We start from the raw sequence: 16,436 nt of genomic DNA, 5'->3' as shown, positions 1-16,436 counted from the left end.
CCGCGACCTGGTGCGATCGCGGGGCCCGTGCACACGGCAAGAGATGAAAGTTATTCAGCTCAGCCGATGTGGATGTCGTTGCCCGAGGCGATGTCGCCGATGTGGACGTCGCCGACCTGGCCGATGTTGTTGGCCACACCGGACACGACGTCGTGCACGTCGTTGACGCCCGCGTGGTTCGCGACGTCGTTCACGACGTTGTCGGTGACGTCGGTCGCGACGTTGTCGGTCACGTCGTTCGCGATGCCGTTGCCGTTGCCGATGTCGTGCGCCTTGCCCGCGATGTCGTGCACCTTGGTGGTGACGTCGGCGACGCCGGTCTGGCCGATGACGCTGGTCAGGTCACCGACGGTCGACAGGAAGTCCGGGGCACCGCCCGCGACACCGTCGGCGCGCGGCAGGTCACTGTTCAGATCGCCGACGGCCGGGACCGAGTCGACGGCCGGGAGCCCGGCGGTGTCCACGGCCGGGACGGCGTGGGCCAGGTCGGTCGCGGTGTCGACGGCGCCGGTGGCGACGTCACCGGCCTGGGCGACGGAGCCCGCGTCGAGGCCACGCGAAAGGTCGTCGGTCAGGCCGAAGCTGCCGACGGTGTTCTGCGCGAGGGCGGTCACGCCGGCGGCGGCGTTCGACACGTCGGTCACGTCGGAGACGGCCGGGACGGCGGGCACACCCGGGAGGTCGACCGGCAGGTCGCCGACGGCGGGCACGGCCGGGACGGCGGGAAGGCCACCGAGCTCCGGCAGAGCGCCCAGCTCCGGCAGGGCCGGGACACCCGGGAGACCGGCGCCGGGGAGGCTCGGGACGGCGGGGAGGCCGTCGACACCGGGGACGGCGACCGGGAGGCCGGCGGTCAGCGCGGTGAGCTGGTCGATCGCGCCCTGGACGCCGTCGGCGCACTCGCCGTCGGTGCCGTTGACGACGTTCGCGACGCCGCCGAAGCCCGCCAGGTTGTCGGCGGCGGCCGCGGTGGTTCCGGTGATGTCGGTGGCGGTCTCGACCGGGACGAAGTCGAGCACCAGCGGGACGACCTCGTGCACGTCGGCGGCGTTGATGTCGCCGAGGCCGGCGTCGGCCAGGACCTGCTGCGGGTCGTTGGCGAACGCCGCGCGGGCGGCGGTGTCGTTCAGCAGGTTCAGCGTGAAGTCGTGCAGGGTCTGGACGGAACCCATGAAAGGACTCTCCCGGGGGTCTAGGTCGGTGGGGGCTGGCACAGCGGCCGGAGGGCACGGCTGAGCGCAGGTCACCGAAGTTAGTGAGCCGGTACCTCTGGGCACATCGGGGATCACTCCTGGTCGTCTCCCACTCAGCCAATAGGGGATCGGTATGACATCGTTAGGGCGTTAGGGACTTAACCGAGACGCATCCCGTTGGGTTTAATGCCAACCCTCACCCGGATGGGTCAAGCCATTCAGGTGAGTGGCCCTATTTGGTCCTTAGGGGCTGGTCAAGCGAAGGAGGATGCTCGTTGCCCTACGTCCTCGGCATCGATATCGCCTCGACCCGCACCACCGCCGCCACCTGCGTGGACTCCGGCGACGGCTGGGGCGCGCCCGAGCCGTCGTGGCTCGGCGCGCGCGGTCCGTCGGCGGCGACAGCGGTGTTCCTCGACGACGACGGCTACCTGCTCACCGGGGACGCCGCCGTCGAAGCGGGTCTGTCCGCGCCCGCCCGGTTGCTGACCGGGTTCCACGAACGGGTCGGCGACGACGTCCCCGTGATCGTGGGCGGCGAGCGGTTCCCGGCCGAATCCCTCAGCGCTGTCCTCGTGGACGCCGCGGTGGATCAAGCGGCCGAGCGCTTCGGCGAGAAACCGCGGCACATCGTGCTCACGCATCCGGTCGGCTGGGGCTCGTTCCGCCGTGACCTGCTGCGCCGGGCGCTGGCCGAAGCCGGGTTCCCCCGTGCCGCACTGGTACCGGCGCCGGTCGCCGCACTGCACGCGTATCTCGCCCCGCGCGGCGAGGTCACCGCCGGTGTCTGCGAATTCGGCCCGGACGGCGCGGTGGTCACGATCGCCGCCACCGGCGTCAACGGGTGGCAGCCGGTCAAGACGGTGGAAGGCGTCGACCCCGGTGAGGCCGTCGGCAAGGTCTTCGAACTCGCGCACGGCGCCGGGATCCCGCCGCAGGCGCTGGCGGGCATCGTGCTCTGCGGCGAGGCGCCACCGGTCTCCGGCCGCACGCCGTGCCCCGTGTTCGCTTCGAGCGACCCGGTGCTCACCGTGGCGACCGGTGCGGCGAACATCGCCGCGCGACGTGACGTTCCCCGACCCGGCGGTCCGCGATCGAATGCCCTCGCCGCGGTGGAAACCGTGGAAACCACCCTGCTCCCCCGGGTGGACCCGCTCGAAGAACTCACCGAGCGGCCCGAACGGCCGCCGGTGGACATCACCCCGTTCCCCTTGCCAGAACCCACCGGGGCGGCGAAACTGCTCAGCCGGCGCAAGCCCATCGTCGCCGGAGCCGCGGTCGTGGTGCTCGCCGCGACCACCCTGTTCTTCACCCTGACCACTCGAGAAGCCACCGCAGACAAGGGTCCCGAAGCCCCTCCCGCCACCTCGAGCTCGTGCGCGCCGTCCACCCCCGGCGCCACGCCCACATCCCCCGAAGGTCGCTGTTGAACGCATTGCTCGACAAGCCCGGCATCATCCATCCGGGTGCCCGGCCCCTGCTCGACGAGGTGACCGCCGCCCCGGAACTGCCGGTGCGGGTCACCGTCGTCGCCCCCGGCGGGCACGGGAAGACCCACCTGCTCGCCCTGCTCGAACGCCACTACGCGGGCGCCGGGGTCGAAGCGATGCTCGTCGACGACGCCGATCAGCTCGGCGACGACGAGATCGCGAAGATCAAGGCGCGGGCGGAGGAAACGACGGCGCCCGTCGTCCTGGCCTTCCGGCCGGCCGCGCGGACGACCACGTTGCGCGCGCTCGCCGATTCCTTCGGCAGGTCGGTGGCTTTGGGGGCTTTCGGCGTCGACGACGTCCGGCGGCTCGTCGAGCACGCCGGTGGCGACGCGGCCACGGCCGAAGACGTCCACGCCAGAACCGGTGGTGTGCCGGGACTCGTGCTCCGCGCGGTCACCGGGCGGCTCGCGGACTTCCGCGGTGAACTGGAACAACTGGACGACGACGTGCACCGGTTCCTGATCGCGGCGGAAGCGGGCGCCGGCCGGAATCTCGATCTCCTGGCGGCGCTGCTCAACCGCGATCGCGAGGGGCTGCCCGAGATCTTCGACGGCGCCAGGGCGACAGGGCTTCTCGGTGAGGACGACGTCCTGCTGCCGATCGCCGCCGAAGCCGTCCGGACCTGGGGTTCGCCGGGGCGACGGCTGACGGTGCTGCAACGACTGCTGGAACTCCAGCTGCGTGACGGACTTCCGGTACTCGACCTCGCCAGATCCCTGCTGGGAACGGGAAGTTCGGGCGCGAGCGCGGCGGCGGCCTTCGAGGCGGCCGCGCGCGAGGCGATGCCCGACGACACGAAACTCGCGGCGCGGTTCTACGAAGCCGCGTCCGAGGCCGGTGGGCGCGGCGCGGCGCTCACCGTCGGCTGGGCGCACGCCGCCGCGCTGGCCGGGGACCTCGACACCGCGCTCCGGCTCGGCGACGGGATGCTCGGAAGTACCGACGATCCTGATGCCGCCGACGCCAGGGCGGCCGGTGCCGAAGTGGCCGCGACCGTGCTGGCGCACCGCGGGGAACTGGCGCACAGCGCCGAGCTGTACCAATGGTCGGGCCGGGCCGGTTCGAAGGCGTTCGCCGCGATCGCCTTGCTGGGCACCGGAAAACTCGAAGCCGCCCGCGGCGTGCTGGAGACCCCCGAAGTCCCGACCCTGTTCGCGGGCGCCGCATCACGGACGGCGCGCGCGATCACCGACTCGGTGTCCGGCTGCGGCACCGAAACGCTGTCGTCCCTGCTGGGCGCGGCTTCGATGCTGGAATCGGCGGGAGCGCCCGCGCCGCTGCCGGACAGCCCCGCCGCCCTCGCGGCGTTGGTGGGCCTGCATTCCGGCGAACTCGCGCTGGCCGAATCGGTGCTGAGCCGCGCGGTGGCCGGGCGGATCGGCGGGGACCTGCTCGCGAAACGGCACCGGCTGTTGCTCGGCTGGGTCGCGATGACCGCGGGCGACCTCAAGACCGCCGCCGAGTCCCTGATGCCGCCGGACGGTCTCGAGGCACGCGACGAACTCTTCGCCGCCACCCTGCAACTGGGCCTGGCCCGGCGGGCGAGTGATCTTCCCGGCCTGCAACGGTCCTGGGACCGGGCGTATCAGGCGTCGATGCGGCAGCAGCCCGACCTGTATTCGCTGCTGCCGCTGGGAGAACTCGCGATCGCGGCCGCACGGGGCAACGCGAGCGCGAAACTGGCGGGTCAGCTGGAGCGCGCGCACGCCGTGCTCGACGAACTCGGCAACCCTCCACTGTGGACAGCCACGTTGCGCTGGCACGAGCTGCACGCCGCCATCACCGTCGAGAATCACGCCGCGGCGGGCGAACATCTGGCCGCGCTGAACGCTTTCGCGCCTTGCGGCCGCTATCCGGCGGCCCTCGCCGCCGCCGCGACCGGCTGGCTCGCGGTCCTGACCGGGACCTTCGATCCCGAAGCGATCACGTCGGCCGCTTCGGAGCTGCACGAACTCGGGCTCACCTGGGACGCGTCACGGCTGGCCGGGCAGGCGGCGATCCGGACCTCGGACCGGAAGGCGATGGTCCAGTTGCTCGAAGCGGCCCGGCAGTTCCAGGGGCGCGCTCCGGAACCCGTCGCGGCCACCGGGTTGAGCGCCTTGAGCGAACGGGAACTGGAGGTCGCCCGGCTGGTCGTCGACGGGCTGACGTACAAGCAGGCCGGGAGCGAACTGTTCATCTCGGGGAAGACCGTGGAGCATCACATGGCCCGGATCCGGGGGAAACTCGGCGCCGGGGACCGGCGGGAGCTGCTGGCCATGCTGCGGGAACTGCTTCCCGCGACCGAGCCACAAGGGTGACCTTCAGGACGTCGATGCCGACCGGAGTCCGCCGGGTGTCCAGGTCCGTGATCCGCCAGGACCGGTCGAACAGGGCGGCGAGGGCGATGCGGACCTCCATCCTGGCGAGGTGGGCGCCCAGGCAGAAGTGAACGCCGTGACCGAAGGACAGGTGGGGATTGGGCGTCCGGTCCGGGTCGAAGGTGTGCGGGTCGGCGAAGACCTCGGGGTCGCGGTTGGCCGCCGTGATCATCGCGACCACTCGCTGGCCCGGGCGGAGTTCCTGGCCGCCGAGGGTGGTGGGCCGGGTGACGAACCGGTCCGTTCCGCCCGTGGGCGGCAGGTAGCGCGAGACTTCCTCGACGGCCAGGCGCAGGTCGGCCGGTTTCGGCCGGGCGGCAAGGCAAAGGACGGCGTTGACGAGCAGGGTCTTGGCCGTCTCGTGGCCGTTGATCAGCAGCAGCGCGCAGAAGTCGAGCAGCTCGTCCTCGGCGAGGCCCGACGCCATCAAGGTCGCGATGATGCCTGACGGGCGCTCGAACTCCTCGCGGAAGTAGTCACCCATTTCCTCGCACGCCCGGTGATACGCGGTCCGGCGAGCCTCGTCGGCGGTGAAGGTGCCGAAGAACGACGTGATGGCCTCGGTCCATCGGACGAAATCCGGCCACCGCGACGGCTGCACCCCGAGCAGACCCGCGATCGTGTGCACCGACAGCGGGTACGCCACCTCCGCGATCAGGTCGAAGCTCTCCCCCGCCGAGTCGAGCAGGGAGTGAACCTTCGACGTGATCGACGGCTCCAGCGACGACACGGCCCGCGGGGTGAAAACCTGGCTGACGATCCGGCGCAACGCGTGATGCCGGGGCGGATCCATCGCCAGCAGACCGCGCAGCAACGGGTTCGAACCGTGCGGGATTCCCCCGGTGCTGTGGCGCAGCTCGTCGGAGGAGAACACCGCGTGGTCGGTGAGCACCCTGTCCACTTCGGAATACCGGGTGACCACCCAGCCGCCGAACGACTCGGCGAACCGCACCGGACCCACGTCTTGCTTGTGGAAAGCGAAAATCTCCTCGACGGACATACCCCACAGCGTGCTACCCGCCGACGGCCGCCGCTTGGAAGAAACGGACACACGACGACCCGACCGCACGCCGGAACTCCGCGATCATGTGCGGCTGGTCGTAAAATCCACTGCGGACGGCGATCTCCGCCCAGTCCGGCGCCGAGGACGCCCGCGCCAGCGCCATCGCCCGGTGCAACCGCACCACTCGCGCGTACGCCTTGGGACTCAACCCGACAGCCACCAGGAACCGGCGTCGCAACTGCCGCTCGGACAACCCGGACGCGTGCCGGGACACCGGCGCCCCGGGGTCCGCGCGAATGGCCTGGAGAACTCGCCCGATCGCGGGATCAGCGGGCCGGGCCGGTGCCCGCAGCGCCCGCAACGCGGCGTCGAGCCCCTCCCCCGGAAACGGCATCCCCGCCAGCGGCACCTCGTCCGCGGCGATCCCCAGCACCGAGGCACACGTCCCCGGCCGCAACCGCACCCCCGTCAACGGCTCGGTCAGGCTCCCGGTCCTGGCCTCGGTCTCCGGCCCGGTCAGCCACACCGAACCGTCCGCGAACACCAGCAGGTCCACCGCCGGTTGCGGCAACGAGGCCGGCAGTTTCCCTTCGCGCCGCCACACCCGGCTGACGCGGTCAGCCAGGTCGGCGGGTGGCGCGAAGTCGCTGTTCACGCCCTGATTGGACCGCGGGCTGGCGCGTTGCGCCACCGAAATACGCGCAAGGTGTCGGGCTCTGAGCGCGTGTCGCGAAAGCCACTTTCGCAGTTCCCAATGTCGCATTCGGGACGCTCAGCGACTCAAATGCGACATTGGGAACCTCCGCGGCTCTCCGAAGCCCTCAGGGCCTGGGAAAGCCAGTGCGATACCGGCGCCAGGCTGTCCGGAGCCGCCCAGCCGTTGATCACGGCGAGCAGCTCGAAATACCGTTCCCGGCGGGAGTCGGTGGCCGTGTCCAGCCAGGCCAGAAGGTCGTCGGGCCGGTGGCGCGAAGTGAGAGCGGCGACGACCTGACCGGCTTCCGGCGAGTCCGGGTCGATGCCGGAATCCAGGGCCGGGGCGACAGCGTCGCGGATGTCCGCCACCGGGTCGCGGCGCGGGCCGACGTCGATGCGTCCGTCGGCGTGCTGCTCGGCGAGGCGCCGCATGAGGGCGCGGAATTCCGGGTCCGTGGAAAGTTCGGCCAGTTCCACCCAGGCTGCGACCTGTTCGGCCTCGGGGCTGTCGGGCAGTTCGGGTGTCATCGAGCGGGCGATCCCGGCGAATCCGGGGTAGTCGAGCCCGCGGAAGGTGGTGGCGAGGAAGTCGCCGATCAAGCGGTGGCGTTCGTCCCGGGTCAGTTTGGCGAGCCTGTGCATGAGAGTCATCTCCTCGGGGGTGGATCCGCGCCTCGTCGCCGCCGTCAGCACCGCGTGACGCAGGCGCAGCACACGGATCTGCACCTCCAGCGCCTGGAGGTGCGCCGCGGCGACCTCGGGAAGGGCGGCTTCTCTGTCGACGACCTTCCGGATCGTGGCCAGGTCGAGTCCCAGCTCGCGCAGGGTGAGGACGAGCTCCAGGCGCGCGAGCGCGTCGGCGCCGTAGCGGCGGTGACCGGACGAGGTGCGGCCGGACGGGGTCACGACGCCGCGGTCGGAGTAGAAGCGGATGGTCTTGACCGTCAAGCCCGTCCGCCGGGCCAGCTCGCCGATCGAGTACCAGGCGTCGTCCATGTCGCCACCCTCGCACCTCCCCTCGGGGGAGATACAAGCCTTAGGCCCGGCCCGTCCAAGGACTTCCGGCGCCCGCTCGGGTCGCGCCGCCGCCGGGCGGCAGGTCGAGGACGTCGAGCAAGGTCTGGTCTTCGTCGACGGCGTGGTATAGATGCCCGATCTTGCCGGTGCCGCCGTCCGTGCCGGAGGCGCCGATCAGCTGCCACAGGTCGTCATCGGCGTCGTGCTGGACGAGCAGAATCGGCTCGCGGCGCTCGAAGACCTCGAGGGTCTGGACACAGTTGGTGCCCAGCAACCAGTGCCGCATCCACCACGCCCGCCGATCGCGTTCCATGACCCGGTCGGCGACCCACCAGACGAACGGCAGGTCTCCGTGGGCCCGTGCCTCGTCCGCGGTCAGGTCCGGGCCGCCCTGCGGCACCCGCTCGAACGGGTCGTCGGTCAGCGAGAACGCGTGCCCGTCTTCGTGCTCGAAGACGACGGCGTGGAAGGTTCCGCCGCCCGGGTTGCCCGCGCCGATCCCGACCGACAGGCGAGCGACGTGCGGATCCGATCCGGTGGTCCAGCCGAAGGCGTACGAGGCCAGCTCACCCTGCGGCCCGACGAACTCCCCGAACGCCCGCCGCTCCATTCCCGTGACGGCGTCCGTCACTACCTCGACCAGCTCGCCCTCGAGCACCTGAATGTCCACGCCCGCAAGATAGCCGACCAAGAAACCGTGCTCGTGGCCTAGGAAGCGACGTGATGCCGTAGAAGGTCGTCGATCCCCTGAAGGAAGGTTTCGCAGATCGGTTCGGGATCGGACAGGCAGCCGGTGGCCATCGCTCCGTCCCGCATCAGGACGAAGCGCCGGGCGGCGGGACCGGCCGGCGCGTTCCCAGCGCGGGTCAGCACGTCGGTGATCACGCCCGAGAACCATTCGCGGTGGGCGAGGACGGCTTGGTGCACGGGATGGGCCGGGTCCGGATATTCCGCCGCGGCGTTGAGGAAGGCGCAGCCGCGGAATCCGGGCGACCGGATGCCTTCCGCGATGGATTCGGCGATCTCCCGGAGGGTCTCGAACGCCGGCAACCCCCTGGCCAGGATCCCGTCCGCCTGGCGGCGGAAGGCCTGGTCGGCTTCTTGCAGGTAATAGACGATCAGGTCGTCCTTGCCGGGAAAGTGCCGATACAGGGTCGCGCGGGTCACCTTCGCCTCGACCACGATCCGGTCGATGCCGACGGAGTGGATGCCCTCCGTGTAGAAGAGCCTGGTCGCCGTGGTGAGCAGCCTGGACCGCGCTTCGGAGGCCTGACCGCGGACGTTCGTCATTACCGGCATCTTACGGGATAGAACGTTCGGTCTTGACGCGACGACAGCGACCTGCAAGCGTGTGTCCGAGTAGACCGAACGTTCTCCTCTCCTTAGGAGCTCCCGTGAGCACCCAAACCGTCGTCGCGCCCGCCCTGCGGCGCCTGTACTTCGTCCGCTTCGGCTTCGCCCTGGTGTGGGCGGGCCTGCTGTTCACCAGCGCGTCGAAGCTCGGGCCGATCAGTGTCGCGCTGCTCGTGCTTTATCCCCTGTTCGACGTCGTCGCCGCCCTCGTCGACCTCCGCACCTCGCGAGACCCGAAATCCGCCCTGGGCCTGTACATGAACATCGCGATCAGCGGGCTCGCGGGCATCGGTCTCGCGATCGCCGTCACCTCCGGCATCCCGGCGGTACTGCGCGTGTGGGGCGTCTGGGCGGTCGTCTCGGGTCTCGTCCAGCTCGTCGTCGGCGTCGGCCGTCGCAAGCTGGGTGGCCAAGGGGCGATGATCGCCAGCGGGGCGATCTCCACCGTCGCCGGGACGTCCTTCGTCCTGCAAGCCGCGCAGCCGGACGCGTCACTGGTCAACCTGGCCGGATACGCCGCCCTCGGCGGCCTGTTCTTCCTCGTCTCGGCGATCCGCCTCGCCCCCGCGCGCGCCTGACGTCACCGGGTGCGGGCGCGGACATGGATCCGTTCGCCCTGCTTGCCGAACAGGCTGAGCACTTCGACCCGCCCTCGGCCGGTGGCGCCGAACCAGTGCGGCGTCCGGCAGTCGAACTCGGCGGCCTCGCCGGGACCGAGGACGACGTCCTGGTCGCCGAGCACGAGCCGCAACCTGCCCCGCAGCACGTAAAGCCATTCGCGGCCGTCGTGCGTGCGCGGGCGGGGTTCGTCGTCGACGGCCGGGATCGTCATCTTGCAGGCCCGGGGCCCGTTCTCGTGGCGAGTGAGCGGGATGAGGACCCGGCTGTCCTCGATCGGTTCGAGCACCCTCGGCGACGAGACGATCTCGTCGACGCGCAGGCCCAGCGCGGCGATGACCGGCAGCACCAGTTCGAGACTCGGCTTGCGCTGTCCGGATTCGAGGCGAGACAGGGTGCTGGTGGAGATGCCGGTGGCACGGCTGAGTTCCACCAGCGTCGTGCCCTTCTTCTCCCGGGCACGACGCAGCCGGGGCGCGATCAGCTCGATCGCCGCGGTGACAGTGGGTTGGCTCTCCATGCCGCCAGCACAGCAGCTCGTCCCGATTCCGGCAAAGTTCTTTGCCGAAACAGCCAGAAGGCGCCGACGCTGGCGCCATGATCGAAACCAAACGGCTCCCCACCGGGGTCTATCTCCTCGCCTTCAGCCTGTTCGCGATGGGGAGTGCCGAATTCCTGATGGCCGGGGTCCTGCCCTCGGCCGCCGCCGATCTCGGCGTCTCCCTGGCGTCCGCGGGCGCGCTCATCACCGCGTTCGCCCTCGGCGTCGTCCTCGGCGGCCCGCCGTTCGCCGTACTGAGCCTGAAATGGCCGCGACGGACGGCGTTGATGATCACGCAAGCCGTCTTCGCCGCCGCCATCGCGACCGGCCTGCTCGCCGACGACTACTGGATCCTGATGATCACCCGGTTCGTCGCCGGTCTCGCCTACGCCGGTTTCTTCGCCGTCGCCGCCGTGACCGCGATCAGCCTGGTGACCCCCGACCGCAACGCCCGCGCCTCCGGCGTCGTCGTCGCCGGGCTCAGCGTCGCCATGGTGGCAGGCGGGCCGGCGGGCACCCTGCTCAGCAACCTCACGGACTGGACCGGCGGCTTCTGGGGTGTCGTGGCACTCACCGGCCTTGGGGTGGTCGCCTGCGCCGCCGGCCTGCCCGCCACCGCGTCCGCGGCCCCGAGCCGTTCGGGTGAGTTGCGGGCCATGCGGTCTTGGCGCCTGTGGGGCGTCTACGCGGTCACGATCCTGAGCACCGCCGCGTACATGGTGTCCTTCAACTACTTGTCGGCGATGCTGGCGGACGTCGTCCCCGCGGTCTGGATCCCGGCGGTCCTCGCGTTGTTCGGGATCGGCGCCTTCGTCGGCTTGTCCGTCGGCGGCCGGATCTCCGATCGGCGCCCACGCCACGCGCTGCTCGGTGGCGTCCTGGGCATCGCGGTCTTCTCCGCGCTGCTCGCGCTCTTCGCCGACACCGCCTTGGCGGTGGTGCCGCTGGTGTTCCTGCTGGGTGTCGCGGCCTTCGTGATCAACCCGGCGCTCTACGGGCGGGTGTTCACGATCGCCGCCTCCGCCCCGACCCTCGCCGGCGCGACCACGGTCTCGGCCTTCCAGCTCGGCATCAGCCTCACGCCCGCCTTCGCCGCCGGGGCACTGGACCTGGGCGCTCCACTGACCGCCGTCCCGTGGGTCGGCGCGGCCTTGGCGCTGGTCACGATCCCGCTTGTGCTCATTTGCTGGCAACCATTGAAGAGCGTCATTACGCCTGCAGCAGAGAACCCCACTAGCCAGACTGCGCGGAAACCGGTTCGTTGAGCCGGATCTGGATTTCTTGCGGGTCATAAATCCCGAGCAGTGGCGGGCTTGCCCCGATCTTCCGCCCTGCCTCATGCAGTGCTTCACGGACAAACGGGTAGAGCGCGATCATGGCTGCTCGATTGAGGAATTCCTCCAGCGCTTCGCGATCGATGGTCACTTCCTCTGTGGCTGTATAGAAAACAGCGGCATCGACGGCGTACTCGGCATCCGGAGCATTGATCGTCAAGCGGCCTCGAAGATTGACGCTCGTGCTGTCGACATGGACGAAAAATGTCCAGAACTGCGATTCGCTCTGCCCCGTCGCCGACTCTTCGCCGCCGACCAAGTCGTCCTCGGAGTCGGTGTCACCGCTACTGACCGCCGCGGTGACACCGACCGGGAAACCCGAGCCCAGCTTGGCACTGACCTCATAGAACTGCACATTGACAAGATCAAGCAGGTTGAGCAAGTCACGGCCTGTGGTGACCGACTTCATTCCAGCTATCCCGCCATTTCATAGTCGGCGCGGGTCCAGACGACGTCGGGAGCGCGCACGGCCGAAGCGTGAACCCCACGCGTGGATCGAGCTGAAGCGGTGAACTGAACTCCGTTCTGTTCACTCATAGCCGAGCCAAGGTGCACCAGATTGATACGCCGAGATGGCTGACCGGACTTCCGATTCTTCAGCCACGCGTTAATCAGCTCAAGCTCATCGCGATTCGGATACAGGAGATCATCGTCATAAGCCTTGCCCGCTTCTCGAAGCCATTCGTTGACATCCGCCCATAGCCAGACTCCGCCACCGACCAGGTTGAACGGCTCAGGAAACCTCAGTTCTTTCCGGCGAACACCGCGAGCCCACTGGCCAACGGCTTGCACCGTGGCGCCGGCTCGCTCGGCTATGTCAGCTTTCGTGACCAGGTCTTCATAGGCACGGTGTATGACTACGCCGAACTGGGTCTCAAGTTGCGCGACGACGTCCGTGGCGGCCGCCAAGGCTGTGTCGCCTTCGCTCGTGACGGTCAGCAAACTCGTTCTGCCGTGTTCGCTGTACATGACGTCGATCGTGTTGGAGATCTCGAAGGCGCGATCCTCTTCGAGATGATCGATAGTGAAGATCAGCTCATACTGACCCATTACACCCTCCTCGGTCAGCGCTGCAACCAACGTACCACGGCTGTTTCAGTAGTGAAACAGCCTTAGCTCGAACGGCCCTTGGGTAGCGGGCGGGGCGTGCCGTCATGCCGATCGGGGCACAGACCCGCACGTCGGCGTAGACGACGAGCGGCATTGCCGACGTTCGGCGGAGTGTGCGGCACGGAGATCGAGTCATACCCGCACGGACACATCAGCACGAAGCCGTGGCCGCCGGGACGGACGGTCCAGCCATGCTCCTCGACCAGCTCCTTTATGACCTCGTTCAGTTCCGGTTTGTCGTGGTACCGGGTGCCCAACGACTGCCCTTCCCCCTCAGCTGGCCTGTGGCCAACGCCTCTTCGGCAAGTCTGAGCAACTACTCTTCGCGCACAACTTATCACCACTTGCGCGGATAAGTGACCCACTGTAGCGGCATAGTGCTTCATGCAGCAGTCGATCAGGAAGTTGCGTCACCGCATCGGGGCTTGTGCTCATTTGCTAGCATGCGAGCATGGAACGGGTCGAGAAACGGCAATTCAACGTCTATCTGCCGCCCGACCTCATCAAGCGGGTGAAGCACGCGTCCGTGGACGCCGACGAGTCGCTCTCGTCGTTCGTCGAACGAGTGCTGGAGGACCACCTGCGGACCAGTGAGGAACGCGAACGATGAAGGTCATGCCGATCCGGTACAGCTCGGATGTCGCCGCGATGACGCGGTTCTACGAGGCGCTCGGACTGCGGGCCGGTGCGGCGTCCCGTCCCGGCGGCTGGGTCGAACTGCCCGCCGAGGGCGGGATGCTGGCCATCCACCAGTCGTCCGGCGACGACGTGGGCCGCTGCGAGCTGGCCTTCGAGGCCGCCGAACCGCTGGAGGACGTCGCGGAACGCCTGCGGGCGGCCGGATTCGAGCCGGGACCGCTGATGGACGAAGGCTTCGGGTACTCGATGCGCGTCCAGGATCCCGACGGTGTCTGGGTTCAGCTCAACCTGTACGACCGAGACCTCTACACGTGACCGAGACCCGGCGCGCGGGGCCGCTGTTCCTCGCGGTCGGCATCGTCGCGCTCGAGTTCTCGGCCGCCGTGACCGGGTTCGTCGCTTCGAGCCTGCTGCCCGTCGTCGCCGCCGATCTCGACGCGAGGAGCAGCCTCGGCCTCCTGATCGCCGGCTCGACGCTGGGCCTGTTCGTCGCGCTTCCCTTGGCCAGCAGGGTTCTCGCCCGCCTGGGCTTTCGCGGCACGCTCGCCACCGGGATGATCGCCTATCTCGGCGGGCTGTTCCTCGCCGCGGTGTCGCGGACGGCGTGGATGTTCGCGCTCGGCCAGTTCTCCGCCGGTCTCGCCAGTGGCCTCCTCGCGGTTTTCGGGGTCGGTTCCGCGATCCGGCATCTCGACGACCGGCTGCGGATCCGCGTGGTCGCGGCGTCGTCGGCGATGTGGATCCTGCCCGCACTGGTCGGCCCGGCCGCCACCCTCGGCCTGGAACATCTCGTCGGCTGGCGGTGGACCCTTTTGCTGCCGGTGCCGTTCGTCCTTTTCGGACGGTTGCTGGTCGTGCGCGCCGCCCGCGGCGAGCCACCCTCCGACGAGACGCCGCGGCCGCTGCTGCGGACGCTGTCGATCCCGCTGGGCGCGGCGTGCGTCGTGTTCAGCATGGGCCGGTGGCCGCTCGCGCTGGCCGGGGCCGCGATCACCGTCGTCGGGATGGTCGCGATCCTGCCCGCGGGAACCGCACGTCTCCGGCCGGGAACCCCCGCCGCGCTCGGTGCGATGGTGCTGTTCGCGATCGGCTACTTCGGCGCGGACAGCCTGATCACCGTGCTCTTGACGAGCGAGTACCAGGTGAGCCTCGGTCAGGCGGCGATCGTCCTGAGCGCCGCCCCGCTGGGGTGGGCGGTGACCAGCCTGGTGGCCACCAAGTTCACTTCGGCCCGGTTTCCCTTCGTGGGTTTGGGCTTGACCGCCCTCGGCACCGCCGTCGTCGCGTTCGGGGGTTCGTTCCCGGTGGCCCTCGCCGCCTGGACCATCGCCGGAATCGGCGTCGGACTGGCTTACCCGGGGCTGTACATCAGAGCCACGACCGCGGGCTCGAACGGTTTCACCGCGGCGGAACTGGCGACCGCCGTCATCACCGCGGAATGCGTCGGGCAGCTGCTCGGCCGGGCCGTCGGTGGCGCGCTGAGTTCCTCCGGCACCGGCCTGCTCGCCTCGTACGGGCTTTTCGCGGCCGCCTTGGCGGCGGCCGCGATCGCCGCCCGGCCTAGCTGAACAACCGGTCGCCGCCGTTCGCCATCCGGTGGGTGGCACCGTGTTTGGCCTTTGGCGGGTAGACGTCCGACGATCGGGCGCGTAGGAACGAAGAATGGCTGAGCAAAGGTCCAGACGAGTCTTCCTGTCCGCGACGGCCGCGCTCTCGACGGCCGCCCTGGCATCCACCGCGACCCCGGCGGGGGCACGGGAACCAGGCGACCGGGGCCCCGGCGAAATCCTCTCACCACAACGACCCGACGCGGAATTGCGCGCGATTCTGCGCGAGATCGACGAGAACCGTATCGAGGCCACCGTACGCAGGCTCGCCGCCTTCGGGACGCGGCACACGTTGTCCTCGCAGACCGATCCCGTCCGGGGGATCGGCGCCGCCCGCGACTGGATCTTCGCCCGGCTGCAGGAGTCCGCGGAAAGGTCGGGCGGTCGGATGACGGTCGAGCTGCAGTCGTACGTGCAGCCGCCCGCCCCGCCCCGGATCCCCGTCGCCACCACGATCACCAACGTCGTCGCCACCTTGCGCGGCTCCACCACGCCGGAGCGGGTCTACGTCGTGTCCGGCCACTACGACTCGCGGTGTTCGGATCCGCTCGACGCGGTGCAGGACGCCCCCGGCGCCGACGACGACGCCTCCGGAGTGGCCGTCGCGATGGAAGTCGCCCGGGTGCTGGCCACTCGCCGCCCGGCGGCGACCATCGTGTTCGCGGCGGTCGCGGGCGAGGAACAGGGCCTGTTCGGCGCGCGGCACATGGCCACGCGGTACAAAGCGGCGGGCACGGACGTGCAGGCGATGTTCACCAACGACATCGTCGGTTCGAGCCGCGCGGACGACGGCACGCGGGACCCGCGCACGATCCGCTTGTTCGCCGAGGGCGTACCGACGTCGGAAACCCCCGCACAGGCCGAGATCCGGCGCGCGGTCGGCGGCGAAAACGATTCGCCGTCCCGTCAGCTGGCCCGGTTCGCGCGGTCGGTCGCGGAGAACGACGCGACCGGTATGTCCGTGCGGGTGATCTACCGGCGCGACCGGTATCTCCGCGGCGGCGACCACATCCCGTTCCTGGAGCAGGGGTATCCGGCCGCACGGTTCACCGAGCCGCACGAGGATTACGCGCATCAGCATCAGGACGTCCGGGTGGAGAACGGCAAGCGGTTCGGTGATCTGCCGGAGTTCTGCGACTTCCCGTTCATCGCCAGGGTCGCGCGGGTGAACGCCGCCACGCTGTGGTCGCTGGCGACCGCCCCCGGCACCCCCGAAGACGTCCGGATCCGCACCAACCAGCTGACGAACGACACGGATCTGGTGTGGCGGCGCGGAACGGACCCGGATCTCGCCGGATACGAGGTCGTCTGGCGGGAGACCACGGCGGCCGAGTGGACCCACGCGATCGGGGTCGGCGACCGGACCGAGGCTAAAGTGGATCTGTCGAAGGACAACGTGTTCTTCGGTGTCCGCGCGGTCGGGAAGAACGGCCGCCGCGGTCCGGTCGCGTTCCCGACACCTTTGAGCTGAG

General features: G+C 69.6%; 16 protein-coding genes and 1 pseudogene. 8 read left to right on the top strand and 9 right to left on the bottom strand.

Annotation, left to right across the window (positions count from 1 at the left end; translation table 11 throughout):
- Positions 1-59: 59 nt before the first annotated feature.
- Positions 60-1,172: an IniB N-terminal domain-containing protein gene (locus CFP71_RS01935; protein WP_093932083.1), complete on the bottom strand. Its 1,113-nt coding sequence runs from the start codon at positions 1,170-1,172 to the stop codon at positions 60-62.
- Between the two features lie 296 nt (positions 1,173-1,468).
- On the opposite strand from CFP71_RS01935, the gene CFP71_RS01930 reads away from it, so the two are divergent.
- Together CFP71_RS01930 and CFP71_RS01925 are read left to right on the top strand one after the other, a co-directional pair.
- The gene (locus CFP71_RS01930; protein WP_093932082.1) at positions 1,469-2,623 is read left to right on the top strand and encodes an Hsp70 family protein; all 1,155 of its coding nucleotides are present in this window, start codon (positions 1,469-1,471) and stop codon (positions 2,621-2,623) included.
- Complete coding sequence (locus tag CFP71_RS01925; protein ID WP_093932081.1) at positions 2,620-4,986, top strand: helix-turn-helix transcriptional regulator; 2,367 nt, start codon at positions 2,620-2,622, stop codon at positions 4,984-4,986. The genes CFP71_RS01930 and CFP71_RS01925 overlap by 4 nt, the downstream gene beginning before the upstream one ends.
- A gap of 76 nt (positions 4,987-5,062) precedes the next feature.
- Here the strand turns inward: CFP71_RS01925 and CFP71_RS44760 are convergent.
- From CFP71_RS44760 to CFP71_RS01900, 5 genes and pseudogenes are all read right to left on the bottom strand, one after another.
- Positions 5,063-5,473: pseudogene (locus CFP71_RS44760) on the bottom strand (cytochrome P450); the annotation flags it as partial.
- 586 nt (positions 5,474-6,059) lie between these two features.
- Entirely contained in the window at positions 6,060-6,704 is a 645-nt protein-coding gene (locus CFP71_RS01915) for a helix-turn-helix domain-containing protein (protein WP_167405967.1), read from the bottom strand.
- Between the two features lie 125 nt (positions 6,705-6,829).
- Positions 6,830-7,741, bottom strand: coding sequence for a MerR family transcriptional regulator (locus CFP71_RS01910; RefSeq protein ID WP_093932078.1), 912 nt, complete (start codon positions 7,739-7,741; stop codon positions 6,830-6,832).
- Positions 7,742-7,781: 40 nt separating this feature from the next.
- A complete protein-coding gene (locus tag CFP71_RS01905; protein WP_167405966.1) occupies positions 7,782-8,432 on the bottom strand; it encodes a hypothetical protein in 651 nt (216 codons plus the stop codon).
- Between the two features lie 38 nt (positions 8,433-8,470).
- A complete protein-coding gene (locus CFP71_RS01900; RefSeq protein ID WP_093932077.1) occupies positions 8,471-9,052 on the bottom strand; it encodes a TetR/AcrR family transcriptional regulator in 582 nt (193 codons plus the stop codon).
- A gap of 104 nt (positions 9,053-9,156) precedes the next feature.
- Here CFP71_RS01900 and CFP71_RS01895 point away from each other — a divergent pair, with 104 nt between their 5' ends.
- Positions 9,157-9,693, top strand: a complete 537-nt coding sequence (locus tag CFP71_RS01895; protein WP_093932076.1) for a hypothetical protein — start codon at positions 9,157-9,159, stop codon at positions 9,691-9,693.
- Positions 9,694-9,695: 2 nt separating this feature from the next.
- Here CFP71_RS01895 and CFP71_RS01890 read toward each other — a convergent pair whose 3' ends face one another.
- A complete protein-coding gene (locus tag CFP71_RS01890; protein WP_093932075.1) occupies positions 9,696-10,253 on the bottom strand; it encodes a helix-turn-helix domain-containing protein in 558 nt (185 codons plus the stop codon).
- A gap of 77 nt (positions 10,254-10,330) precedes the next feature.
- Here CFP71_RS01890 and CFP71_RS01885 point away from each other — a divergent pair, with 77 nt between their 5' ends.
- On the top strand, positions 10,331-11,539 hold the full coding sequence (locus CFP71_RS01885) for an MFS transporter (RefSeq protein WP_093932074.1): 1,209 nt from the start codon (positions 10,331-10,333) through the stop codon (positions 11,537-11,539).
- On the opposite strand, the gene CFP71_RS01880 is transcribed toward CFP71_RS01885, so the two are convergent.
- Positions 11,508-12,017 carry a hypothetical protein gene (locus tag CFP71_RS01880; protein WP_093932073.1) on the bottom strand — a complete coding sequence of 170 codons (510 nt, stop codon included), beginning with the start codon at positions 12,015-12,017 and terminating at the stop codon, positions 11,508-11,510. The two genes, CFP71_RS01885 and CFP71_RS01880, sit on opposite strands and share 32 nt — an antisense overlap.
- Positions 12,018-12,022: 5 nt before the next feature.
- Positions 12,023-12,658 carry a hypothetical protein gene (locus CFP71_RS01875; protein ID WP_093932072.1) on the bottom strand — a complete coding sequence of 212 codons (636 nt, stop codon included), beginning with the start codon at positions 12,656-12,658 and terminating at the stop codon, positions 12,023-12,025.
- A gap of 511 nt (positions 12,659-13,169) precedes the next feature.
- Between CFP71_RS01875 and CFP71_RS01865 the strand changes: the two genes are divergently transcribed.
- From CFP71_RS01865 to CFP71_RS01850, 4 genes are all read left to right on the top strand, one after another.
- Entirely contained in the window at positions 13,170-13,328 is a 159-nt protein-coding gene (locus tag CFP71_RS01865; RefSeq protein ID WP_093932070.1) for a CopG family transcriptional regulator, read from the top strand.
- Complete coding sequence (locus CFP71_RS01860; protein ID WP_093932069.1) at positions 13,325-13,672, top strand: VOC family protein; 348 nt, start codon at positions 13,325-13,327, stop codon at positions 13,670-13,672. Before CFP71_RS01865 ends, CFP71_RS01860 begins: the two co-directional genes overlap by 4 nt.
- Positions 13,669-14,925: an MFS transporter gene (locus CFP71_RS01855; protein WP_093932068.1), complete on the top strand. Its 1,257-nt coding sequence runs from the start codon at positions 13,669-13,671 to the stop codon at positions 14,923-14,925. The genes CFP71_RS01860 and CFP71_RS01855 overlap by 4 nt, the downstream gene beginning before the upstream one ends.
- A gap of 94 nt (positions 14,926-15,019) precedes the next feature.
- Positions 15,020-16,435: a M20/M25/M40 family metallo-hydrolase gene (locus CFP71_RS01850; RefSeq protein WP_093932067.1), complete on the top strand. Its 1,416-nt coding sequence runs from the start codon at positions 15,020-15,022 to the stop codon at positions 16,433-16,435.
- Position 16,436 lies beyond the last annotated feature (1 nt).

Source organism: Amycolatopsis thailandensis (assembly GCF_002234405.1).
Lineage (GTDB): Bacteria > Actinomycetota > Actinomycetes > Mycobacteriales > Pseudonocardiaceae > Amycolatopsis > Amycolatopsis thailandensis.
Note: the sequence above shows the minus strand (reverse complement) of the source record. Positions and strands in the feature narration are given on the sequence as shown.